Raw genomic sequence first — 25,463 nt, 5'->3', positions numbered from 1 at the left:
ATGAGATGGTCGAATGAGTCATCGTATTGATTTCCAGAAATCAGGTAATTAGTAGGTAGATTTAGGACAGACAATCACTATAATGGAAATAAGATACATATTATATAGGGTTAATATATAGATAAAGAGCATAAAGCACTCTAGGATTTTTATGAAATATAAGCTTGTCGCCAATAAAAAGCAGGGTGCTGTAGACTTCTGCTCTAGGGCAAATAGGAGGTTCAAGGATGCGCAAGAAATGGAAAAAAAAGATTCTAATTAATAATCCCATTGCACTGGACCGAGTACAGATCAAGCAGGACTTGCGCGATGATAATCAAGTGATCGTTCAGTTCTCTCACCCGGATGTTTATAACTCCCTTCTGGATGAAGTGGATGAGCTTTGCACGCAATTCGATGAAAACTTCGGAGTACGTTTCTACGGGCATCATTCCCTTTCATTCGATGGTCGTACACTCTTGAGAATTCCCCATGTCAAAATGCTGCATCTCAATAGTCTCATCCAGGCGCATAACACGGAAACCTTGAACACGCTCGAACACTTGTCTAGTTTGAATTTAGAAATATATGAATTGGAGAATTCGGATATTTTGGGATTAGAATCGCTGCGCTCGTTAAGGGATTTAGTCATTATCTCGAATAAAAAGCTCCTCAACTTGCAATATTTTAATGAATTCTCTCATCTGGAGCAATTACATGTTGTGGGCAAGGTGAAGAATCTGGATGCGATTGGGCATCTGGAAGGTTTGAATTACCTCGCGTTACATTCGATAAGTAATTTACCTCTATATTTTATTAACCGTTTGAAGAAGTTGAAGTATCTTCGCATTTTGCTTGGAGGTCGAGAACATATTCATGAAATCGAAGAGAATGAAATCGATCATCTGGAGATTTGTAGAGTCCGTGGTTTTCATGACTTGAGCAATATTACAAAATTCAGAGCGCTGACGAGCCTTGTGGTCGAGGATCAAGCTCAACTTCAGGAAATCGGCTTTGACCGGGAAATGAAGGCGTTGGAGGAGCTAACCATATCGAATTGTAAAGGATTGAATCGATTGTCGGGAATGGAGCGGTTAACATCGCTGCGTAAGCTCCGCATTGCTAAAACAGCCATCGATTTTGATTCCTTTATCGGGAAAAAGCTACCGAGTACATTATCCGAATTGGAATTCACGACCTCTAAAAACAAAGTGGATCAAAATATACAAGATTGCTTATCCAAATTGGGTTTTCAAAAATGGAGCATCTAAACCAAGGATAAAAGAAAGGATGATAGAAATGACAAATGATAACCAATCCCGTCTTTCTAATGGTTCTGTTAGTAAAGTCAGTCGTTATTCCATCAACCTGACAGGTCCTCACAGTCACACTCTTGTTATGAAGCCCGGTGTGGGCAGTCTATCGATTGGACCGCCGCAATTGGGAAAGAAGGTAGACCTTCATGTTGAGCCTGATGTACATATCGATTGGACCGTATTTGATGTCTTTGCCACGCCGGCGGGTTCTCCCTGGCCGAGATTTCTCTATTATACAGGTAGTGATACAGGTTTCTTTAATTGGGCGCAGAAACGTCCCATTGAAGAGATGACGTGGACTCCGATTCTATCTTCAGCTACGCTAGTGGACGCCAGTCAGTCCAATTTGCATGGCTTGCATATCGAGTTGGACCAGTCAAGGGAGCCTCTGTGCTTGAAGCTTCCGAAGCATCATTTCCGCCTGAGTGTGTCCGGCGATTTATCTCGCTTTTCAGCCACTGGTGATATGCCATCTTCTCTTACTCTAGCCCCGCGCACCAGCCGACGTAAGAATGATACTCCTTTTTTGCTGCCAGACCTTGGGAAATTACATCAGGTAACGAGTTTAACGCTACATAACGCGCCACTTGGGCAGCCCATCTCGTTGGAGTGTCTAAATAGGTTTCCAAACCTTAACTCATTGAGTTTGTGGGGAAATTTCTGCGATGTGGACTTAATAGCTCATCATGTCCAGTTAACGAATCTGGAATTGCGCTTTATGCCTAATCTGGGGGACTTGCCAACATTGAACACTTGGCCATTACTTGATAGATTTATCGCCTACAATGTGGAAGAGATTGCTGGCAAGCGTCTAAAACAGCAAATGAAAACACGCGCTAATACCCGCCCGTGGACCAACTATGCTTCAGTGAGCCAATTACGAAAGCCTGAGTGGTGGATGACAGAGTTCGGCCGCCCGTTCTCGTCTTGGCCTAAACGTCTGGCTAAGCTTGCTAACGAAGCTTACGATATTGCAAAGGCGACATTGAGCGAAGCACGCAGCTTTGCTGAGGCAGAGTCAGCCATTACCGCTTTCACCATGCGCTTCAACACGGTCAAAGGTATTGAAACGACCGAACGAGAAGACCTTGGTGAAGCGGTATGGCAACTGAGCCAATCTGATCACCTAATTGGTCAGACTATAACAGAGGAGATGGCTCAACGCTGGTTCGATGCAGCGCGCGAATACTGATAAAAATGGGATGATAATTGGCGGCGGCAGTCACGAGTTCATCATTACTGGGGAGGAGATTAACTATGAAAGATGCATTAATGGAGAGATTGAAGATTTTTCTCCATCGTGAAGACAATAGAACTCTAGTAGGTATTCCGGCGAGCCAAGAGGAAATTTTTAAGGCCCAGCAACTGCTGAATGTAATCTTTCATGAGGACTACGTAAACTTTATCAAGACGTTTGGGGGAGCATATGCAGGTCTTGCGATACATGCATTCTCTAACGGCTCTAGTCTCGGAAATGAAACGGTTGTTGAATTGACACTGGGGTTTCGAGAGCAATTCAAGGAACTTCCTTTGGCAGAGGTTTTACAAAATAGTTATGTCATTTCCATGGATGGGTCCGGCGATCCAATTATTATGAATCAGGCAGGAAAGGTGTTTATCTGTTATCACGATACCGGGGAGATCAAGTTATTAGCGGATTCTTTCGAGAAATTGATTGAAGAAAACTTTTTTGAATGGTAATTAGTCTAGGAAGCATGTGGAATACTAAACTAGAGTCAAGAATAGATCGTCGGCGGCACAAGGCTGTCGGCGATCTTTTTTGTACTCGTAAGCTTAGACAGATCGAGCTTGAGTTATAGACGCGAATTTCATTGTTTAGAAAATAACTTCTGACACAACTATAGATCAAAAAAGAGGGAAGTCACCTTGAGGAACAGACTAGACCCGGTCCGCCTGCTATGCTTACTTCAACATAAAGGTATAAGTTTTTGTCATTAAAGGAACCTTATAGTATCAAGATTAGATATTAAATATTGAAGGGAAAAGGTTATGAATTATAAAAATATTAGTGTTGCTGGTAGTGGTGTGTTAGGGAGTCAGATCGCATTCCAAATTGCTTTCAAAGGATTCAATGTATCGGTATATGACATTAATGATGAAGCATTACAACGTGCTAAAGAAAGATATGTGGATTTGAAGCAACGCTATCAAGAAGATTTAAGAGTTACGGAGGAAGAGGTCAATGCAGCATATGATCGCATTTCTTTTAACTCTAATTTATCAAAGGCAGTTGCAGAAGCTGATCTTGTAATTGAAGCAATTCCTGAGGTTGTTCAGATGAAAATAGATTTCTACAAGGAGTTAGGGAAAGCAGCTCCTGAGAAAACTAATTTTGCAACGAACTCCTCGACGTTATTACCAAGTCAATTTGCGGAAGCAACAGGACGACCTGAGAAATTTTTAGCGCTGCACTTTGCGAATGAAATATGGAAAAACAATACGGCAGAAATTATGAAGCATCCGGGAACGAATATGAAAGTTTTTGATGAAGTCGTAGAATTTGCAAAAGCCATCGGGATGGTTGCGTTACCTTTACACAAAGAGCAACCGGGCTATATTTTGAATTCATTATTAGTACCTCTATTGGAAGCTGCCCAGCTCCTCTTGATAAAAGAAGTTGCTGATGTAGAAACAATCGATAAAACTTGGATGGTAGCAACAAAAGCACCCCTTGGTCCTTTTGCTATTTTGGATGTTGTAGGAATCAATACTGCTTATAATATTGGACTTGCAAAAGCGACAGCAACAGGTAATCAAGATTTTGAAAAAGTGGCTAATCTATTGAAATCAGAATACATCGATAAAGGAAAGCTTGGAAGAGCAACTGGAGAAGGATTTTATAAATACCCTAATCCTAATTTCGCAAAACCAGAGTTTTTAAAAAGTTAAAGAACTATTTTATATAGCGGAACGGTGAATAGGAGATGTCCCTCAAATGATAACATATGAGGGACTTTTCCTATTTTTATTGAGGTAATGATTTGATCGGAATAGAAAAGTTGAGATTGACCCTAATTTTTACATATGAGAAAATAATGAAAACTGTAAAATGAAGGGAAAATAATGTATGAACAACCTTTTTCAATTCATTCCCATTAGTCAACTTGCAGCCAAATTTCCAGAAGGATCTTGGTGGGCAAAGTTCTATGAAGATTTCAGTGACGAGCAACTTGCCGCTTATTATGAAGGAGATTTAACACTACCTTTCCTCAATCTGGATTGGGAGCAGCCTTTTCCGCAACAAAAAGAGGTAATCATCATCTTTATAGATGGAAATTTCACGGTAGATAATCTTTATAATAAAGAAACTGATGGTGCCATAGGACTTATGGTAATCGGTAATTTGAATGCAAAAAATATAATTGTAGGTGGTCAGGAAATTTATGTTTCGGGCAATCTCTTAATAGAGGAAATATTGTGTGGCTCATACAATCATGGGGAAACGATTGTTAAAGGTAATCTTAGTACTGCAGTTTTAGTTCAAGATGACGAGTACAGAGTTAAAGTAGAAGGGCAGAAATCGATCACATGCTTAGTCAATGTGTGGGAGGGCGATGGTGTATTTCAGGAGCTTCCGATAGACATTCATGAGGTGTTAATCGATGAAGTTTTTCTGGAAATGGATGAGGAGGACATAGGCATTTCCTTTTACACGCTGGTGTCTGTTATTTTAGAAGGACGTTCCGCATTAAAACAATTAAATGAACCCCTCACGAGTAAGAAAACGGAGCATATATATTTTACCCATAATACAATCAATGAGGAAAATATATTGAAATTGACTCAATGTATTTTAATCCCGAATGACAAACCATCTTTTGATTTTCAGGAACAAGGAGTATTTTTTAAAGTTCAACTAGAGCATGTTGATACCGAGGGGGATCAACGGGATCTCAGTGTTTATATGCAAGATAACCGACATCACTATTATATTTGGCTGGAGCAAGATCATTCTTTAGGTTTGTTAAGAAGAACCATAGATGAGGGGTCCCAGTGGGAGGACATTACAGGAGTGTCTCAGGAACAGCTAGTGGAGATTAGCGATTGCTGGACTATGTTGCTTACCTGCGTTAATATGGCTGAACTTTATTTACGAAACATTGAGGTCCAGTATGTACAAGACATTTTACAACACTCTGTAATTCAAGAATTATGTTCGGAAGATGAGGAGAATGACGGGTTCTGGGACGGCTCAAAATATTACAGCTTCCGTGAAGGGCATACAGATGAAGATGGAGACTACATACATGCTCGGATAGAAATCAAGACTCCGGATGAAGCGTATTATTTTTATACATTGGAAAATGACACTTATGTTTCCCGGCATTATCAGCCGCCTGAGCAATATGGTAAGCATGATATGTCCTTTTTGGATCTTAGGCGCTGGGAGGCATCAGAGCGGTATTTTGAAAGATTTAAACAATTTATTGCTCAGAAGATAGAAATAGGCCTGAATAGTTAGTTTTTGATAATTTATGTAGAATAAATTCAATGAAAAGAAGCCACTCCATCAAGGAGTGGCTTCTTTTCTAAATACTAATCAACAACTATTCCAATTCGATCACTTTAATTGTTTCACCCTCAATTAATACGGGCTGGTAGTAGGTGTTGGTAGGCAAGTCTTTTTTGCCTTGTAAATTTTTAATGACCCAGTCTGCTGCATCGCGTCCCATTTGTTCTTGGGGATGTGTTAGCGTTGTTAATTTGATATTCGCGTTTTTGGAGATATAGGAATTGTCCTGACCAATGATTGATAGATCATCAGGAATGGAAATTCCCAGTTTTCCACAGACATGTACAACTTCCAAGCCTACCTCGTCGTTGTAACACACAAGTGCAGTCAATTCATCTCGATTGTTGTTCAAATACACTTCCAAGTTAGCAGATAGGTCTGACTTTGACGACGTATCAAATGAAAGCACATGCTCCTGCTGGAACCGTAATTTGGCTTCCCCAAGTGCCTTGATAAAACCCTTCATTCTAAACTTCCCTTGCAAATCATCCATTTTCGCGATGATGCCGATCTGGGAATGTCCTTTGTTTATAAGCTCCTGAGTTGCCAGATAGCTGGATTGCACGTCATCCAGACAGAAGTAAGGAACTTCCAACTCTTCATAATAGGCATTGATCATCACCAATGGCACCTCCTGCTCCTTAAAAGACAGGTAGTAGGCGATATTAGGGTTGTATACATTGCTTCTGGTAGGTTCTATAATCAGTCCATCCACTCCGTAGGACAACATCATTTCCAACGCTTTTTTTTCCTGAGAGATATCATTATTTGTACTGGCTAACAGTAATGAATAATTATCTTCATTTAATCGGCTTTCAATGCCGCGGATAATTGAGGGGAAGATGTAATCCGAGATATAGGTCGTAATGACGCCGATTGTTTTATTATTTGTTTTTGCACCCGTTCTGGACCGATATTGGCTGCTGACGTACGTGCCAGATCCCCGCTCGCTCCGCAGGAATCCCTCGTTCGATAATTCTAGAATGGCCTTTCGAACTGTCTGCCGACTAACGTTATAATTTTCCTGTAATTCATATTCTGAAGGGATTTTCTCGCCTGCTTTATATGTTCCCGAGAGGATATAACTTTTAATATCATCAATAATGAGCTGGTACTTTGGCTTCATGCAATCCACTACTTTCATCTTTGTTCGAAAAAGTTGTACGTACACATTTTAGCATGAAATGCATGAAATGCAAATATAATGACAATTTTTGAGGTATTAACGGTACAAGTTTCGGTTTTATCCTTAGAAAAATAACGCAATAAATTGAATTAGGAAGATTCAATAATTTATGTAAGTATAACTTTTATAATATATTGACAGATGTACGTACATAAAATATACTGAGGCTGTTAGTAAGAGAAAGCGTATTCTTTTAGTTAAAATCTTCCGGTTGTTTCATTCAGTGACCAAAATGATCGGAAGTAGCTAGTATATGAGTCGCATCAGTTGGGTTAAGTTCCTTAAGTTAGATAGCGATATGAGCCATTTTATATCTGTGCAAACCGCGAACAGAGAGGGGATATATGTGATTATGAATCATGTAGACTTGAAAGAAGCGATAACCAAAGGAGAAACTTCACTCGGTATTGAATTTGGATCTACCCGAATTAAAGCGGTATTGATCGATCGTCGTTTCGAAACCATCGCAACAGGAAGTTATGAGTGGGAAAATTCGTTAAAAGATGGCTATTGGACGTACAACCAGGAGGATATAATAACAGGTCTCCAAACTGCTTATCGTGAACTGAAACAGGGAGTAGAAAGTAGTTACGGAGTCACTGTCCGGACTGTCGGTTCAATCGGATTTTCCGGTATGATGCACGGCTATATGGCATTCGACAGCATGGGGGAACTGTTAGTTCCGTTTCGTACTTGGCGTAATGCAACAACCGGAGCGGCAGCAAAAGAATTAACGGACTTGTTCCAAATTAATATTCCCGAGCGCTGGAGTATCGCTCATTTATACCAAGCCATATTGAACCAAGAGGAGCATGTGCCTCACATTGATTTCGTAACGACGCTGGCAGGATATATTCATTGGCTGCTGACCGGCAATAAAGTGATTGGTATTGGAGATGCTTCTGGCATCTTTCCTATAGATGAGTCAACCCATAATTACCATCCAACGATGGTTAAACAATTCGATGCATTAATCGCGGACAAAGGTTATCCGTGGAAGTTTAATGATCTATTTCCTAAAGTATCTCTCTCCGGTGAGCAAGCTGGTGAGCTTACGGCGGAGGGGGCTTTAATTCTGGATCCGACTGGCGATTTGCAATCCGGTATTCTGCTCTGTCCTCCAGAAGGTGATGCCGGTACAGGCATGGTAGCGACGAATAGTGTTAAAAAGCGTACTGGCAATATTTCCGTAGGCACTTCCGTTTTTGCGATGATTGTGTTGGAGAAAGAATTGTCCAAGGTTTATCCGGAGATCGATATGGTCACGACGCCGGACGGTAGTCCAGTCGGCATGGTGCATGCCAACAACTGCTCCAGCGATCTTAACGCGTGGATGGGATTGTTTCGTGAATTCTCCGACGCGATGGGGTTCAATGTTACTTCGGACAAATTATTCAGCGTACTGTTGAACAAGTCTCTCGAAGCTGATGCGGATGGGAGTGGTTTACTTAGCTATGGTTATCTCTCGGGCGAAAATATTACGGGATTGGATAAAGGACGGCCGTTGTTCGTTCGCTCGCCTGAAAGCAATTTTAATCTAGCTAACTTCATGCGGACACATCTATTCACGGCTTTCGGAGCGTTGAAGCTTGGAATGGATATTTTGACGGAAAACGAACAGGTGGCCATAGATAGCATCTTGGCTCACGGCGGCCTATTCAAGACCCCAGTTGTTGGACAAAAAGCTTTGGCGGCTGCGTTGAGTGTGCCGGTCTCGGTCATGTCCACGGCTGGCGAAGGCGGGGCATGGGGCATGGCACTTCTGGCTTCTTACATGACCAATAAAGATCAAGAAGAGAATTTATCAGATTTCCTTGAGTATAAAGTGTTTAAGGATGCCGAAGGTCAAGAGATAGCTCCGGAAGAAGCGGATGTTAAAGGGTTCCAAACATTTATCAAACGATATAAAGCAGGGCTTGCCATTGAACAAGCCGCAGTAGACCATCTGCTAGAGAATGGGAGGGATTAAAGTTGTTAGAACAACTGAAAGAAGAGGTATACCAAGCGAATTTGGATTTGCCCAAGCACGGACTCGTGAAATTCACTTGGGGCAATGCAAGCGCCATCGATCGTGAAAGTGGGCTGTTTGTAATCAAACCAAGCGGAGTCAGCTATGAGAAGATGAAACCAAGCGACATGGTCGTTGTAGATCTAGACGGAAAGGTCGTCGAAGGAGAGATGAGACCTTCTTCAGATACCGCAACTCACGCCGTGTTGTACAGACACTATCCGCAAATCGGTGGCATCGTGCATACTCACTCGACTTGGGCAACCATCTGGGCACAAGCGGGACTCGATGTACCCGTTATGGGAACGACGCATGCGGACACCTTCTACGGTGCAGTGCCTTGCGCACGGTTCTTGAACCAAGCGGAAGTTGACCGGGGATACGAAGCAGAGACGGGTCACGTTATTATCGAAACGTTTGAGAAGCTTGGATTGGATATTATGGCGATCCCAGCTGTCCTACTCCAAGGACATGCGCCTTTTACATGGGGGAAAGACGTAAAGTCGGCAGTCGTGAATAGCGTCGTGCTAGAAGAAGTGTGCAAAATGAATTTGTACGCGCGGCAATTGAACCATTTTGCCAAAGAACTGCCGCAAGGCATTTTGGATAAGCATTATCTTCGGAAGCACGGAAAAGATGCATATTACGGACAGAAGTAATAGCCATTATAAAATACGAAAAAAGGATGATTAAGATGTCAACAACAGTAGCTAAACAGTTTTGGTTCGTCGTAGGTTCGCAGCACCTATACGGGGAAGAAGCGTTGGCTGAAGTAAAAGCCCATGCGCAGACGATGACAGATGCCTTGAATAATAGCGGTGTACTCGCTTATCCGTTAGTCTTGCAGGACCTTGCTGTAAGTGCGGATAGAATTACAAGCATTATGAAAGAGATCAATTATCGCGACGAGGTAGCGGGTGTCATTACGTGGATGCATACGTTCTCGCCTGCAAAAATGTGGATTCAAGGTACGAAATTGTTACAGAAGCCCCTGCTTCACTTGGCAACCCAGTTCAATGAAAGTATTCCTTGGGGAACGATCGACATGGACTTCATGAACCTTAACCAGGCTGCTCACGGCGACCGCGAATATGGCTTCATTAATGCCCGTCTCAAAAAACAAAATAAAATCATCGTAGGCTACTGGGAACGTTCCGAAGTGCAGCAACAGATTGCGGATTGGATGGACGTAGCGGTTGCTTATAACGAAAGTTTCAACATTAAAGTGGCCCGTTTTGGCGACAACATGCGTAATGTTGGAGTAACAGAAGGGGACAAGGTCGAAGCTCAAATTCAATTTGGATGGACCGTGGATTATTATGGCATTGGCGACCTCGTGCAATACGTTAATGAAGTTACGGAGCAGGAAGTTGATCATTTGATGACCGAATATGCGGAACTCTATGAATTCGATTACGGCATGAACAGCAAAGATGCTTGGGAAGCGAGCGTCAGAGTTCAAGCAAGCTATGAAATCGCCCTTAAAAGATTCTTTGAAGAGAAAGGTTATAATGCCTTCACGACAAACTTTGAAGATTTGCATGGAATGAAACAGCTTCCTGGTCTTGCTGTTCAACGTCTCATGTCACAAGGCTATGGCTTTGCTGGCGAGGGCGACTGGAAAACAGCTGCACTTGATCGTTTGCTGAAAGTGATGAGTCGTAATCAGAACACGGGCTTTATGGAGGATTACACCTATGAAATGGCGGTAGGTCAGGAAGCCATTCTGCAATCCCATATGCTCGAGGTAGATCCGTCCTTGGCAAGCAACAAGCCGAAAATTATTGTTTCCCCTCTTGGAATCGGCGATCGCGAAGATCCGGCTCGTCTGGTATTTGACGGTAAAGCTGGCGAAGGCGTCGTTGTATCCATGGTTGACCTCGGCACTCATTATAAATTGCTAATTAACGAGGTTTCCGCATTCGAACCGACCGTTCCGGCTCCTAATCTTCCTGTTGCTCGCGTCCTATGGACAGTGAAGCCGAATTTCCAGGATGGAGTGAAAGCTTGGATCGAGAATGGCGGCGGCCACCATACCGTTGTTTCTTTGAACCTGACTACAGATCAGATCATAACCTACGCCAAGCTAGTTAACTTGGAATACGTCGTAATTAAGTAGTTTGGTTATGTTCTATATCGCTTAATAGATGTTACATTGAACCGTATCCTAAGCAAAGATATAAAATGCAAAGAGCCCTTCAATCACGAAGGGCTCTTTACATTTATCATACATAATACTTAATTTTTTTGAAAAAACCATTTTTGTAATAATGTTTATTAGATGCTTAGTGTTAGGGTTTAGCCTGCAGCCCAAACATCTAATTCAATTTTTAATTCGGGTAAACCTAACCCACTAATATAAGCAACTGTCATGGAAGGAGGAGTAGGACCCAATACCTTATCCCAAATAGCATAGAAATGATCCCAATCGATCTCTTCTGTAGCCCAAATGTTGATTTTAATGACATGATCAGGAGTCAACTTTTGAGATGCAAGGATATTAACAATATTACTCATGGTATTGGTTACTTGTTGATTAAAATCTGAAGGAATATTATTGTTTTGATCAATACCAATTTGACCAGAAAAAACAAACATTTCAGCATTTCTGCTTATTTTTGTTACATGACTATAGCTTCCAACTGGTTTTGCAATATTTTCTGGATTATATCTATGAATTACATTATTGATTAAATTCATTGAGTAGATTCTCCTTATAAATAGAAAATACATAACTATTGACAGGTTATATACTTTCACTGTTTTTTCACTTCACTTAATATTGGACAGACTTATCCCGTCAATATCAATTTTAGAAAAAGACAGCAGTAGAATACCCAATACCAAAGGATAAAAATTTAATCGATCTCTTCTTCATCAAGTATTCCTCCTTAATATTTATAAGTAAAATAATATACAGCAGAATAATAACATTAAATGAAGAGAAATAATAGTATATTCAACTGATACTTTTGAATAATTTCTGAAAGTAGTATCGTATTGACTGCATATCAATGTATATAATTACTTATTTACTTATACAACCATATCCCCGAAACTGTCATTACCCCTGGCAATGCAGCCTCGTCCACTGATACATTGTCATACCAGCCACCTACTGCGAGATTGAGCACTAGATAGAAAGACTCGTTAAAGGGCATAATGTTCGGTTGCTGGCGACGCTTGGCGTAGCAATGTCCATCTACTAGCCATCTAATCGATTTAGCATCCCATTCTAGCGCATAGTCATGAAACTCGTTAATGGTACTATTTTTCAGCTGATGAGAGAATTCATCGGTTACTTTATGGTCCCAATCTTTTCCGTAGTGTAGCGTACCAGATACTTGCTTAGGCAGGCGTCCTTTCGCTTCCATAATATCAATCTCACCTGAGGCAGGCCAAGGTCCATAAACCTCTTGCTGTGGAAGCAACCAGATGGCAGGCCACAATCCCTGTCCTACTGGAAGTTTTGCGCGGATAACTATTTTTCCATAGCAAAAAGAAAGATGATTTTTAGTGTCTAACCGAGCGGAGGTATAAGCAAAGCTTCGTCCGTCTACTTCGGTAATTTCGCGGCGCGCGCATAGGTTTAAGCCAAATTCATTGAAATACAGGTTGTTCGAATTCCCCGTATAAAACTGCTGTTCACCGTTACCCCAACCCGGGCATACGACATTACCATGACTATCAAGCAAGTCATTACCAAGGCGAATGTTCCATGAACTTAAATCAGTATTACTATCTACAAAATCCTGCTGCCATATAAGCTTGTTCATCCCTGCACACTCCTTTCATCTATTCATAGCATACTTAATTTTAATATATGGTCAATCGAATCTAAAAAATTGGGATAAGGTCAAAAATGGTGGCCTTTTTTTTCTATGCGCATTTTCATACGATGTAATGGAAGGGGGCGCACAATATGATCCAACACAAAAATGGACGAATGAAGACATTCTTAAATCAGTGGCAATTGCAAAGCATGGTAATCCCCGGTATTATCTGGATGGCAATCTTTTGTTATATCCCAATGTTTTGGCTAATTATTGCATTTATGGACTTTAGCATTGCTAAACCTATGCTGCAATCGCCATTTGTCGGATTAAAACACTTCCAAGATTTTATGACAGATGACCGTTTCTGGCGTTCTATCCGCAATACGCTAGGGATGAGCAGCATTAAGTTATTGCTTGGCTTTCCAATCCCTATTCTATTTGCCTTAATGCTCAATGAAATAAGAAGTATTCGATTTAAGCGTACTGTTCAAACCATTTCGTACTTGCCACACTTTATTGCTTGGACGATTTTTGGCGGGATCATGCTCAACTGGCTTGGTGAAGGCGGATTAATCAACCAACTAATGATGGCATTAGGGTTTCAAGATCGCGAAATTTTGTATAACAGTGATCCAAAGTACTTTTGGTGGATTACTTATTTCTCCGATACGCTCAAAGAAACTGGATGGAGCGCTATCATCTATATAGCTGCAATATCTGGTATAGATCCAGCGCTATATGAAGCGGCAGAGCTCGACGGTGCCAACCGCTGGCAACGCATGTGGCATATTACCATTCAGAGTATCCGCCCTACCATTGCAATACTGTTTATCCTCGCAGTTGCTGGAATATTGGGTAGCAACTTTGAACAGATCTTTATGTTAAAGAACAACATGAATATGAAGATGGCTGAAAGTCTGGATTTGTATATTTATAACATGGGCTTGGTATCTGGGCGCTATTCGTTCTCAACCGCCGTCTTGTTTGCCCGCTCGATTGTAGCGCTAGGGCTATTGTTCTTGGCTAATCACACATCTAAAAAACTAACTGGCGATAGTATTTTCTAACTAGGAGGGCAGATACATGAAAAAAAGCATAAGATTTCGGCGCATCGGAGTATTTGATGTCTGCAATGCTGTGCTGATGTTGGCTGTTTGCTTTATAACGCTGTACCCGATGTGGTTTGTATTTATTAACTCACTTAATGCGCCGGAGCATGCCATACTCGGTACAGTTAACTGGTTTCCAAAGAATCTATCGCTCGATAGTTACAGTATCGTATTTAATGATAAAGGTTTGATGAACGGTTTTTACATTACTACAATGCGTACAGTAATAGGGACAGCGGTGCATGTGCTGTTTACTGCTATTATAGCTTACGGCTTGAGCAAGACTAATCTTATTGGTCGCAAGGTATATATGAAAATCGCTTTAATTACGATGTTGTTTTCTGGTGGATTGATTCCGTCGTTTATTCTAATGACTAAGTTAGGATTATACGATAACTTCTTAGTATTCATCATTCCTGCAATGTACACATTTTTCAATATGATTATTTTTATGAGCTTCTTTCGAACGATCCCGGACAGCTTAGAGGAATCGGCAAAGGTAGACGGTGCTTCGGATTATGGCGTGCTGTTTAAAATTGTCATGCCTAACAGTATGGCTGTCATTGCTACGATATCGCTTTTCTCAGCTGTATATCATTGGAACGATTATTATCAAGGAGTAATTTACATTTACTCACAGGATAAAGTGCCACTGCAAACAATGCTATACAAAATCGTAGCAGAGAATTCTATGTCCTTCATGCAGCAGCAAGCGATGGCTCAGTTCGGAGCGAAACTACCAGGTAACTCCATTAAGTTTGCATCAATGATGGTGGCTACATTACCTATTCTTATGTTTTATCCCTTTATTCAGCGCTATCTTGTCAAAGGTGTAATGATTGGTGCGATTAAAGGGTAAATGTCATATGCCAATCTAAGCTGTTATGTAGAGAAGCATGTGATATAAATATAAAAAGTAAAATCGTAAAAAAGAAAGGGTGTTGATGTAATGAAACGTAATCTTATGAAGCAAAGATTAGCTCTTATTCTATTCGTAATACTTATGCTGGCAATAGCAGCATGTAGCAAGACTGAGAAAACTGAACCTGCACCGTCGCCTACCGTTAACGATAAGTCGGAGACCCCGCCTAGCGAATCAACGTTAAACCCAGATGAGGCTGCATGGAAGCTTGATACTAGCCCTGTCGATTTGACATGGTTTGTAGGAGCATCTTGGTATGGTAACAGCTGGGGAGAAAGCTTAACTTCCAAGTATGTAACAGAGAAAACAGGCGTTAATGTTAAGATAGAGGTACCTTCTGGCGAAGCCAACGAGCAAATTACGTTGATGATGACTTCTGGTAAACTGCCAGACTTAATTACTATGGGCTCTTGGGAAAACGCTGTCAAAAAGTTATGGGAAGGCGATCATGTATATGCTCTGAATGAATTGGCAGATCAATATGATCCATACTTCTTCAAGGTGGCAGGAGACGGTACATTAAAGTGGTATCGTCAAGAAAATGGCAATACGTATGGCGTTCCTAACGATTCATATAGCCCTAACCTAATGCATGAAACTGGGATGACGGCTGCCAACCAAACCTTCCTCGTGCGTAAAGATCTATATGAAGAGATGGGTAGCCCGGACTTAAGTACACCAGAAGGCTTCCTGAACGCACTTCAATTGATAAAGGATAAATATCCCGAGTATAAGGGGCAACCGATTAGTCCCTTCTTTGCACAAGGGAATGTTCCATATGGTATGAGTGAGTATCTACAAAACCTGTTAGCTGTTCCATTTGAAAAAGACGGAAAGGTATACGACCGTACGACCGATCCGGATTATATCGCATGGTTAAAAACGTTCCGTACAGCCTATGAGCGTGGGCTACTTAATGTAGATTTTCTAGTTGATTCAGATAGTCAAGTAGAAGAAAAAACGAACAATGCTCGTTACTTTATGATGATTCGCGAATGGAACGGAATGACGGCAGTTAATCCTTTGTTAGCTGCTAGTGAAAATCCGGATTCTTACTACATTGCTGTGGATGGACCGCAGAATAGCAATGGTGACAAAGCCAAACTGTTCCCAGGTAACATGGATGGCTGGATGGTAACGATGATTAGTAAATCTAACAAAAACCCTGAACGTGCTATTCGCTTTTTGACATACTTGGCTAGCGAAGAAGGCCAAATGGATTTATTCCTTGGTAAGGAAGGCGAAACATGGGAAATGGTAGATGGTAAGCCGAAGTTTAAACCTGAAATGGTAGATCTGCTTGAAACTGATGTTGTAAAAATGGAAAAGGATTACGGCATTATGGATACTTACTGGATGGTTAGAAATCCGGTAATTATTAACCAATGGAGACCTGAGAAAGTTGCTGTAATTAAGCAAATGGAGGACTTCGCTAACAGCCAGGCCGATATTGATAGTGGTATATACAAAGGTTTAGATCCACAAGGTGATTCTGATGCTGCAGTAGCATGGGCGCGGATCTCTCAAAGTTGGGCGGAAGTGATGCCTGAGCTTATTACAGCCAAAGATGAAGCTGCATTTGATAAAATATTTGCGGATTTCATCGAACGTCGTGCGAGTTATGGTTTTGATCTAGTGACGGAATTCAGACAGGCTGAACTCGATGTAAGAAAAGCAAAAATGGCGGAATAACTTATCAATAGAAATGCCGGTCATCAATATGATGGCCGGTATTATCTACTTTACCGAGCTTAACAATTTTCCGGAAGTAGATAGTTAACTGACCCAATAGTTGTAATATATGGTATATTACAAAAATGGGGAGGGTACTTATATGAAGTATCTGCTTAACAAGATGAGAAAGATATATCGTAATTCTCGCATCTCTCAAAAGTTATTTCTATCCTTTAGTATATTGATCGTCATCCCTGCTATTGTAGTATCTTTTTTGTTTATTCGCATTCAGGAAACTCAGCTATATAAGGACGCTATGTCCACAGGAAGTAGCCATGTTTCACGACTAAATGAACAGTTACGTAGCAAAATGGATATTGTTGAAAACGCTTCCTCTACCGCTCTGACTCAAAAAGCATTTGTCGATTTTATTCACTCCAATATGCGTGAGGATGGCTTGCGGCTGGTAAAATTTAGACAAAATCAATTCGAGCAGATGCATAATATTATCGAAAGTCACGAGCTAATAAGCGAACTTAGCTTTTATGTAGATAACCCGAATTTGTATGAAATCTGGCCCGAAATCTACCATTATGACAAGTTTTGGCCGCAGGATTACTGGGTAACTCTTCGGGATGAAGGGGGCGCAACTTACAATATCTTTGCTTTTCAAGATGGTGAGCATACATTATCCTACTACAGGCTTGTACGTCTTCAAGGTCAGCAACAGCAACGTCCAAGTATTATGGAAATTCGAGTTAAGCACAGTGTGTTTTTCAGCGACCTGCTCGAGGAAACCGGGGGAGATTTCTTTTCTGTTTTGATGGACGGAACGAATCCTTCTAGGTATGTATACAATCCCAAGCATGAGTTTTCTCAAAATGCTGGGGACAATCTCGGCGAAATTTTTGCTAGTATTTACGGGCAGTTAGATGTGTTAGAACAGAATAGCCCCGTTAAGGTCAGTGTAGGAGATAACACTTACTACGCGATATACCGTTACATCGCTCCACTTGACGCCTATGTGGTGGATATTGCTTCGCACCAAGCACTAATGAAGGGGCCTCGTAGTTGGTACCTATTAGTTGTAGCGATTACATTGTGTGTGCTGCTACTAATAATGATACTAGTATCGCATACTACTCGGCGTATATTTCGTCGGTTGGACAGCGTGCTATCTTCTATGCGTAAGGTAAGAAAAGGTCAACTGGATGCGAAGATTGATACTGGTCTCGATGACAATGAGACTGGCGATGAAATTGACGAGGTGGCTATAAACTATAACAAAATGTTGGATGAGGTTAAAGGGCTAATGACGCAGGTGGTAGATAAGCAGCTAATTGCCAAAAACGCACAGTTGCACTCACTTCATTCGCAGATCAATTCACATTTTCTTTATAACGCACTGGAATCTATCCGTATGCTAGCGGTAGTTGAGCGGCAGCCTGCTATTGCTGATGCACTAGTCTCGTTAGGTTCATTGCTTCGTTACAGTATGAAATGGAGAAGTGATACCGTTACGCTTAGTGAGGAACTTGCTAACATACAAAGCTACATTCAATTCATGAACTTTATGGAAGGTAGAAACATTGTATTATCTGCGGAGCTCCCTGAGGAAGTACTTCGTTATACTATTCCTAAAATGTGCATGCAGCCCTTAGTTGAAAATGTCGTTCATCACGCAGCACCACACGGTGGTAGTGTGAACATTGGAATTACTGTACGAATAGAGAACAAAAGCTTATTACTAATCGAAATATTTGATGACGGTGTGGGAGTTGAACCCAACATGCTTGCTAGTCTGCAGGATGTACTGCAGGGTGACTCAGATACACCAATCGTAACTAGTAAAAATGGGCTTGGTTTAGAAAACGTGCATAAGCGATTGCAACTTCATTATGGCAAAGGATGCGGTCTTTGGATTGATAGTGTGCAGGGCAAATATACTTGTATCACCATTCGCTTGCCTTGGGAAAATGTGAATCTTGGAGGGTGGTAGGCATGATCAACATTTTAATCGTGGACGATCAGAAGCATATACGCGATGGCCTGCAGGCTATGCTGCGCCAATTTCCATTGCAGATTAATGATATCTACTGCGCGGCCAACGGAATTGAGGCATTACAATTATTGCGTCAGACTAGCATCCAGCTCGTAATTACCGATATTATGATGCCAGATATGGATGGTCTTACGCTAATGGCGCACACCAGAGATGAGCGTATCAAAGTGGATTACCTAATTATTAGTGGCTATAGCGACTTTGCCTATGCGCAAAAAGCGATTGGGCTTGGGGCAAAGGGTTACTTGCTCAAACCTGTGAAGCAGGATGATCTGCAAACCGCGGTAGAGCATGTATGGCAGGAGATAAAAACCCAACAGGAGCTCTCACATAATATGATACATTTATCCCGCCGCGCCCAAGAGACTGATCTCAAAGAGTTGTGCATGTTTATGCAGGGTGCTGCCAATGACGATATGTGGGTGCAACACACCGAGCAGCAAAATCCAGAGCTGTGGCGCAATTACCGCCTTTGTCTACTACGGGAGGAATTATGGATTAACCAACCTGGGGCAATTAGTGCTCATAGTATGGAATCGATTGCTTATAACGTCTATGGCAGACAGGGATGTATATGTCTGCAACAAGGTCCACACATTATTCTTGCCGTTGATGCAAACGTAGATATTAGTGCTTTACCCAATGCACTCAAGGCTGGGCGAATTAATGCTATCACTGCCATGACTGACCCGAAGCAAGGTTTAAAGACGCTACCGGGCAGTTATACACAAGTGCTAGAGTTATACCGCCATAGCTACTTGTTTCCAGATAAGCACTGCATCCTACCTATCCACATTGAGCGATTGGAGCAGCAATGGCAACTTCCACATGAGCAGTTATATGCTTTGTTCCAGTTAATCGGAGCTAAAAATAGTAGTGAAATCACCCAAGGAATCTCGATGATGTTCCACAAAGATTTACTACAACGCTACCATATCCGCTATACACAGCAACTTTGCCGCGCTACGGTTCAGATGTTGGAGGAATATGAACGTGTTATTCGCCCCTATATGGGAGAAGAAGCGCTGGATATAGAATGTTTGCGTAATCTCTTCGATTATCCAGGAATTCGTGATTATATTCAGGCACTACAACAGCAGCTACTTCGACTGAACCAGTTTTATTATGAATATAAGTGCAGCTACCGCAACTCGCAAGACTTGAACGAAGCAATCCGCTATATTCATGAAAGTTACCATAAGCCGCTGGATTTGGCGATGGTATCTAACCATGTATCACTTAATTATGCTTATTTTTCAAACCTATTTAAGAAAAATATCGGTAAAGGCTTTGCAGAATATTTACGCGATGTGCGTCTAGATAAAGCAAGAAAATTACTTGCCGAAACCGAACATAAAATTGTCGAGGTAGCTGCAATGGTTGGGTATGAAAGTTATAAAAGCTTTACACGCGCATTTCGCGACGTGATGAATATGCAACCGACGGAGTATCGCCAGCTAATGAGACGGAAGTATGAGCGGGAAGAAAAATATCATGATACAGCGTTGTGAACTTAGCAGTGCCTTCACATATTAAGAAGGCTTCACACCTACTCAAGTTGGCAATTGAATTCTAGACAGTTTTTTAAGTTTTTGAGTATATCTAGAAATCTATAATCAGCCGACAAAAAACCGGACTATTACGAAATTATTTTCTGTATCTCGTAATAGTCCGGTTTTCTTTTTAACATCGTTGAGGATTTTTGTTACCATTGGGCAAGAAAAATAATCAATTTAGTTATTTGCTAATCAAGAGTTTATTTGGAAGCTGTGACAGATATATTATCCGGATAACGATTAAACGCACCATGCATGACAGGACCGACAAATTCGTTCAGCTTCCAGCCGTGAGCAATGGCAGCGGTAACGAATTTTTTTGCATGAAGCACGGCATCAAAAATACCCTCGCCATTAGCAAGATTCGCTGTGATAGCCGCGGCAAATGTGCAACCTGCTCCGTGATTGTAGGACGTTTTTAACTTTTCGGTTTCTAATTGGACAAATGAATCGCCATCATAGAAAAGATCGACAGCTTTGTCGTGTTGCAACGCTCGTCCACCCTTAATAACGACATTTTTGGCACCTAGATCATATATCTTTTGAGCAGCGTTTTTCATGTCATCAATCGTTCTTAGTGTGCCTAATTGCGACAATTGTCCTGCTTCAAAAAGATTCGGCGTTGTAATTATAGCTTTACTTAGTAGCAATTCGCGTGCCGCATCAACCGTCTCCGGAAGCAAAACCTCATCTTCTCCTTTACAAATCATGACAGGATCGATCACCACATTTTTTAATTGATATTTATCAATATATTTAGCCCCTAGTTCCACAATTTCAACGGAACCGAGCATACCTGTTTTCATGGCATCAAGATTGGTGGAAAAGGCACATTTGAGCTGAGCTTCAACTGCTGCGGAATCGATCGGGAATACATTATGCTTCCAGCCTGCCTCTGGGTCCATTGCTACTATACATGTTAGAGCGGTCATTCCATATGTACCATGTTCTTGAAATGTTTTTAGATCTGCTTGTATACCGCTACCACCACTAGTATCGGATCCTGCTAGTGTTAATGTTTTCATTAAACTCATTATTATTGCTCCTTATATTTCAAAATATTGTTTGTTAATAATTGAACCTTAGCTTTCAGACTTGTTGAGTTAAAGTGACCTTATTAAGAATATTTATGTATCATTAGATTTAAATAGCTCCGAAATTGTTCAACATATGTTTTGGGCTCTAATATCTCTAGATTTGTACCGAAACTTGCTAGAAATCGAAACCCAGTACTGTTTTGAGGAACATAAATTGTTGCTAAGAGGTATTCGGTGCTATAGTTTTCAATACTCTTTCGACCGTACCTTTCAATAAATTGATCTTTTATGCTAGGTGCAATTAACGCCTTCATAGTGACCAGTTGCGATTGATATATTGTTTTTTGTTTTTGTTCTAATAAATAATCTCGAGGGTTAAATGTATGTTCATCCATAGTAAAATTATCAATTCTAGACAATTTAAATGTTCTATAGCTCTGACGATGTAGACAGAAACCCTTCAAATACCAACTCATTTCGCTAAAATGAAGCTGATATGGCTCAATTATTCGATTTGTTGCCATACCATCTTTATCAATATAATCAAAGGTAACTAACTTTTTCCTTAATATTGATTCCTGACAGATATTCAAGGTTTGAAGAATCTCAGAACGACCCTCCCAATCATAAAATGATAAGTGAATTGAACCTCTCCAGGATGCTGATCCTACCATCGCATCAATTTTTTCTATATTATCCCTTCGATTGAATTCTCTTTAGGTAATATTATTTTATAAAGCTATAATAGGTGACAACCTAGCTGTCACCTATTATAGCTTATACGTCATGTATTACAAGAAGGAGGTTTTTTTCATGTCAGTTATTGTATACTTAAATTTTTATTAGAATGTAACTGGCGAGTTGGTAAAGGCAATAATTTACTAATTAGTATCATTATTGATGATAAACAAATAATGAAAAATCACTTTTCTAACTTGTCTGTGGGTGGTTATGTTATTATGCCATTATCAGAGATGCCTTGGTCTTCCTGTTTCGGAATGTTGGTAGATAAATTTGGTGTCTTTTGGAAGTTTAATAGTGACGCTGATAAGTTTCTGGATAAAGTTATAGATCAAAGGCTAAAAGAGGAAAAGAAAGTTTAATAGAATTTCATGGAGTTGTAAAAAAGTCAAAAGTGTAAATTATCTTATACATTTTCGACTTAATGATATTTAAGTTTTTGCTATATTGCCTCAACTACCTTGATTGACTAAGAAGTATAGTATGTCATTTATCGTCCGCTGTCATTTTCAATGGCAGTGTTTTTTTATTGGCAATGAGAACAAATAGAAGCTAGACCTAAAAAATTGGGTCATAACAAAAACAATTGTACCTTTTCAGTCATTTAACATTTTAGTTAGAATAAAGATGAATAAAAATGTAAGCGGTTTCTATAATGAGGGAGGGTAATTTATGAATTTGAAACGGGAGCAATATACGGACAAATGGTTTAAGCAAAGGGTATTAAGTTTGTTTTTAGTAGTAGTGATGTTGTCTAGCGTGGGTCTGTTACCAACTTCTAAGGTTCAGACAGCTGAGGCAGCAGCATCTACGGTTTCCTCTATGGCTTACTTTTCAGCTGCAGACGGACCTGTTATCTCAAAATCGGGGGTTGGTTCGGCTAGTTACGGTTTTGTAATGCCTATTTTCAACGGGGGCTCCGCAACATGGGAAGATGTGTCCAATGACTTAGGTGTAAATGTTAAGGTCAATGGCAACTGGGTCGATATTGACAGTGTTGGGGGCTTTATTTACAACCAAAACTGGGGACACTGGAGCGACGGAGGGATGAATGGTTATTGGTTTACCCTCTCCACAACGACAGAAATTCAGCTTTTCTCCAAGGCAAATGGAGTTAAACTTGATTACACACTTGCGTTCCAAAATATTAACAAAACAACGATCACTGCTATGACATCTACACAAGGGTCGCAGATTACAGCCGGCTTTACAGGTGGAGCAGGTTTTACTTATCCGATGTTCAACAATGATCCTGCAATCCCTTATGCAGCTGTAGCTGAGGATTTGAAAGTGTATATAAAACCTGTAAACAGCAGCACATGGATTGATTTAGAAAATAACGCAGCTAGCGGCTGGATCTATGATAACAACTTTGGTCAATTTACTGAAGGTGGTGGCGGCTTCTGGTTTACAGTAACGGAGTCTATGAATGTAAAGTTAGAATCAAAAACTTCATCAGCTAGCGTTATTTATACAATTAACTTTAACGTCCCAGTAAGAAACTCATATGTCATTACACCGTATGATGGAACGAGCTTCACGGCAGATAATAATGGCGTCATAGGGGTACCTCTACCTAAGATTGACGGAGGTGCACCAATAGGTACTGAGCTTGGAAATTTTGTATACCAGATTAATATAAACGGACAATGGGTAGACATGAGTAACTCTAGCCAAAGTGGATTTTTATACTCTGGTAGCGGCTATAATAACATGTCAGATGCCAATCAATGGGGATATTGGGCAGACTATATCTATGGACTTTGGTTTCAGCCTGTACAGGAGGATATGCAGATTCGAATTGGATATCCACTAAATGGACAATCAGGCGGGAGTGTCGGTAGCAATTTTGTTTACTATACCTTTATCGGCAATCCAGATGCTCCTCGCCCTGATGTAACCGATCATGACGATATTACAATTGGAACGCCGAGCAATCCAGCCATTGATGGAATGACGCTTAATTGGCAGGATGAGTTTAACGGAACAGAACTCGATATGAACAAATGGAATTATGAAACAGGTTATTATATTAGTGACGATATCCATAGCTGGGGTTGGGGAAATGCTGAGTTAGCGCATTATACAGATAGTAATCAAAATGTATTTGTTCAGGATGGTAAGCTGAATATAAGAGCTCTGAATGAGCCAAAATCATTCCCACAAGATCCTAGCCGATATGCACAATATTCTTCTGGCAAACTCAATACAAAAGGACATCTTTCCCTTCATTATGGTAGAGTGGACATTCGTGCAAAATTGCCTACAGGTAATGGCGTATGGCCAGCACTGTGGATGCTTCCGGAAGATTCAATTTATGGCGCATGGGCAGCATCTGGAGAAATAGATATTATGGAAGCGAAAGGGCGTTTGCCAGGCACTACCAGTGGTGCAATACACTATGGCGGTCAATGGCCTGTGAATAGATATTTGGCAGGTGAATATCACTTCCCTGAAGGTGAGACCTTTGCAAATGATTTTCATGTGTATACGATGATTTGGGAAGAGGACAACATTAAATGGTATGTAGATGGAAAGTTCTTCTTTAAGGTTACTAATGATCAATGGTACTCTGCAGCCGCACCTAATAATCCGAATGCACCTTTTGACGAGCCTTTCTACATTATTATGAATCTAGCTATCGGTGGATATTTTGATGGACTTCTGTCTCCAGATCCAGCTGATATTCCTGCAACAATGCAGGTGGATTATGTACGCGTATATAAGGAAAGTGACGGAAACACGGAAAACGTGTCCGTTACCGATGTAACATTAAATCAAACTACTGCACAGGTGGAAGTCGGACAGAATGTACAGTTAACTGCTAGTGTTGCGCCGTCTAATGCGACAAACAAACAGGTAGTTTGGACTGTTTCCAATGCTGGTGTGGCTTCAGTGAGTCAGAATGGGTTAGTGACGGGGATTACTGCAGGAACGGCAACGGTCACGGCTACAACAATTGATGGAAATAAAATTGCTACCGCCGCTATTACTGTTCTACCGGGAGCATCTACAATTATAGTCATCGGGGATGCGGTTAGGGGACTCAAGAAGATTGGCAATGACATAACATTTTATGTAAATGGGGCAACTTTTGCCGATCTACACTATAAGTTAAATAACGGTCAACAGCAGAACGTAGCTATGGTACCGATTGGAAATGGTAATTATACCTATTCGGTAAATAATCTGCAATCTGGCGATACTCTTGAGTATTTTTTTACTTATAATCCGGGGCAAGGGGCACTGGATACCCCTACACTCACGTATATTCATGGAGTAACCCAAGGAACAGTAGAGTAAATCTGATAATAAATCAGACAAGTTTTCTCTTATGAGAGAGCTTGTCTGATTTTTTTGTCTGTGAGAGTATGAAAAAAATGTGAGGTAATGTAACTCGATATAATGAGATTATATAACTATATAACATTAAAGGTTAGGTATATTATTAGAATAGAGATAGTCTATGTTATATTACATCACACTTAATGCTTTATTTCTTTGAAAATTAATATTTAAGAGAAAAGTTAATTATAATTATTGACGAAAAAATACTATAATGT

The 25,463-nt window shown here is 40.7% G+C and carries 18 protein-coding genes and 2 pseudogenes; 15 read left to right on the top strand and 5 right to left on the bottom strand.

The window, feature by feature from the left end; translation table 11 throughout:
• Positions 1–227: 227 nt before the first annotated feature.
• The 5 genes from NAG76_06440 (at position 228) to NAG76_06420 (ending at position 5,778) form a co-directional block, all read left to right on the top strand.
• Positions 228–1,250 carry a hypothetical protein gene (locus tag NAG76_06440; protein URN95879.1) on the top strand — a complete coding sequence of 341 codons (1,023 nt, stop codon included), beginning with the start codon at positions 228–230 and terminating at the stop codon, positions 1,248–1,250.
• Positions 1,251–1,278: 28 nt separating this feature from the next.
• On the top strand, positions 1,279–2,487 hold the full coding sequence (locus NAG76_06435) for a hypothetical protein (GenBank protein URN95878.1): 1,209 nt from the start codon (positions 1,279–1,281) through the stop codon (positions 2,485–2,487).
• Positions 2,488–2,552: 65 nt separating this feature from the next.
• Positions 2,553–2,996, top strand: a complete 444-nt coding sequence (locus tag NAG76_06430) for an SMI1/KNR4 family protein (protein URN95877.1) — start codon at positions 2,553–2,555, stop codon at positions 2,994–2,996.
• 309 nt (positions 2,997–3,305) lie between these two features.
• The gene (locus tag NAG76_06425) at positions 3,306–4,205 is read left to right on the top strand and encodes a 3-hydroxyacyl-CoA dehydrogenase (GenBank protein ID URN95876.1); all 900 of its coding nucleotides are present in this window, start codon (positions 3,306–3,308) and stop codon (positions 4,203–4,205) included.
• Positions 4,206–4,383: 178 nt separating this feature from the next.
• A complete protein-coding gene (locus tag NAG76_06420; GenBank protein ID URN95875.1) occupies positions 4,384–5,778 on the top strand; it encodes a hypothetical protein in 1,395 nt (464 codons plus the stop codon).
• Positions 5,779–5,863: 85 nt separating this feature from the next.
• On the opposite strand, the gene NAG76_06415 is transcribed toward NAG76_06420, so the two are convergent.
• A complete protein-coding gene (locus NAG76_06415; protein ID URN95874.1) occupies positions 5,864–6,955 on the bottom strand; it encodes a GntR family transcriptional regulator in 1,092 nt (363 codons plus the stop codon).
• 412 nt (positions 6,956–7,367) lie between these two features.
• Here NAG76_06415 and NAG76_06410 point away from each other — a divergent pair, with 412 nt between their 5' ends.
• Genes NAG76_06410 through araA form a run of 3 tightly spaced genes read left to right on the top strand, consistent with a single transcriptional unit; the run spans position 7,368 to position 11,142 of the window.
• On the top strand, positions 7,368–8,984 hold the full coding sequence (locus tag NAG76_06410) for an FGGY-family carbohydrate kinase (protein ID URN95873.1): 1,617 nt from the start codon (positions 7,368–7,370) through the stop codon (positions 8,982–8,984).
• Positions 8,985–8,986: 2 nt separating this feature from the next.
• The gene (locus NAG76_06405) at positions 8,987–9,682 is read left to right on the top strand and encodes an L-ribulose-5-phosphate 4-epimerase (GenBank protein ID URN95872.1); all 696 of its coding nucleotides are present in this window, start codon (positions 8,987–8,989) and stop codon (positions 9,680–9,682) included.
• A 35-nt stretch (positions 9,683–9,717) separates the two neighbouring features.
• A complete protein-coding gene (araA, locus tag NAG76_06400) occupies positions 9,718–11,142 on the top strand; it encodes an L-arabinose isomerase (GenBank protein ID URN95871.1) in 1,425 nt (474 codons plus the stop codon).
• Positions 11,143–11,321: 179 nt separating this feature from the next.
• On the opposite strand, the gene NAG76_06395 is transcribed toward araA, so the two are convergent.
• Positions 11,322–11,723 (bottom strand): RidA family protein, encoded by a 402-nt coding sequence (locus NAG76_06395; GenBank protein ID URN95870.1) that lies wholly within the window; start codon positions 11,721–11,723, stop codon positions 11,322–11,324.
• Between the two features lie 332 nt (positions 11,724–12,055).
• Positions 12,056–12,799 carry a glycoside hydrolase family 16 protein gene (locus NAG76_06390; protein URN95869.1) on the bottom strand — a complete coding sequence of 248 codons (744 nt, stop codon included), beginning with the start codon at positions 12,797–12,799 and terminating at the stop codon, positions 12,056–12,058.
• 146 nt (positions 12,800–12,945) lie between these two features.
• Between NAG76_06390 and NAG76_06385 the strand changes: the two genes are divergently transcribed.
• The 5 genes from NAG76_06385 to NAG76_06365 all read left to right on the top strand — a co-directional run bounded on the left by NAG76_06385 (position 12,946) and on the right by NAG76_06365 (position 20,077).
• Positions 12,946–13,866 carry an ABC transporter permease subunit gene (locus tag NAG76_06385; protein ID URN95868.1) on the top strand — a complete coding sequence of 307 codons (921 nt, stop codon included), beginning with the start codon at positions 12,946–12,948 and terminating at the stop codon, positions 13,864–13,866.
• Positions 13,867–13,882: 16 nt separating this feature from the next.
• Positions 13,883–14,767: a carbohydrate ABC transporter permease gene (locus NAG76_06380; GenBank protein ID URN95867.1), complete on the top strand. Its 885-nt coding sequence runs from the start codon at positions 13,883–13,885 to the stop codon at positions 14,765–14,767.
• Positions 14,768–14,857: 90 nt separating this feature from the next.
• Entirely contained in the window at positions 14,858–16,522 is a 1,665-nt protein-coding gene (locus NAG76_06375; protein URN95866.1) for an extracellular solute-binding protein, read from the top strand.
• A 142-nt stretch (positions 16,523–16,664) separates the two neighbouring features.
• On the top strand, positions 16,665–18,503 hold the full coding sequence (locus NAG76_06370; GenBank protein ID URN95865.1) for a histidine kinase: 1,839 nt from the start codon (positions 16,665–16,667) through the stop codon (positions 18,501–18,503).
• 2 nt (positions 18,504–18,505) lie between these two features.
• Positions 18,506–20,077, top strand: coding sequence for a response regulator (locus tag NAG76_06365; protein ID URN95864.1), 1,572 nt, complete (start codon positions 18,506–18,508; stop codon positions 20,075–20,077).
• A gap of 245 nt (positions 20,078–20,322) precedes the next feature.
• Here NAG76_06365 and pdxK read toward each other — a convergent pair whose 3' ends face one another.
• Both pdxK and NAG76_06355 read right to left on the bottom strand, forming a co-directional pair.
• Entirely contained in the window at positions 20,323–21,156 is an 834-nt protein-coding gene (gene pdxK, locus NAG76_06360) for a pyridoxine/pyridoxal/pyridoxamine kinase (GenBank protein ID URN95863.1), read from the bottom strand.
• 83 nt (positions 21,157–21,239) lie between these two features.
• Positions 21,240–21,851 (bottom strand): annotated as a pseudogene (locus tag NAG76_06355) (WYL domain-containing protein).
• Between the two features lie 174 nt (positions 21,852–22,025).
• Between NAG76_06355 and NAG76_06350 the strand changes: the two are divergent.
• Together NAG76_06350 and NAG76_06345 are read left to right on the top strand one after the other, a co-directional pair.
• Positions 22,026–22,262 (top strand): annotated as a pseudogene (locus NAG76_06350) (VOC family protein).
• Between the two features lie 310 nt (positions 22,263–22,572).
• Positions 22,573–25,203 carry a family 16 glycosylhydrolase gene (locus tag NAG76_06345; protein ID URN95862.1) on the top strand — a complete coding sequence of 877 codons (2,631 nt, stop codon included), beginning with the start codon at positions 22,573–22,575 and terminating at the stop codon, positions 25,201–25,203.
• The last annotated feature ends 260 nt before the right edge of the window (positions 25,204–25,463 follow it).

The organism is Candidatus Pristimantibacillus lignocellulolyticus (genome assembly GCA_023639215.1).
Taxonomy (GTDB): Bacteria; Bacillota; Bacilli; order Paenibacillales; family Paenibacillaceae; genus Pristimantibacillus; species Pristimantibacillus lignocellulolyticus.
The sequence above is the reverse complement of the archived record's forward strand: the minus strand, read 5'-3'. Positions and strand labels throughout refer to the sequence as shown.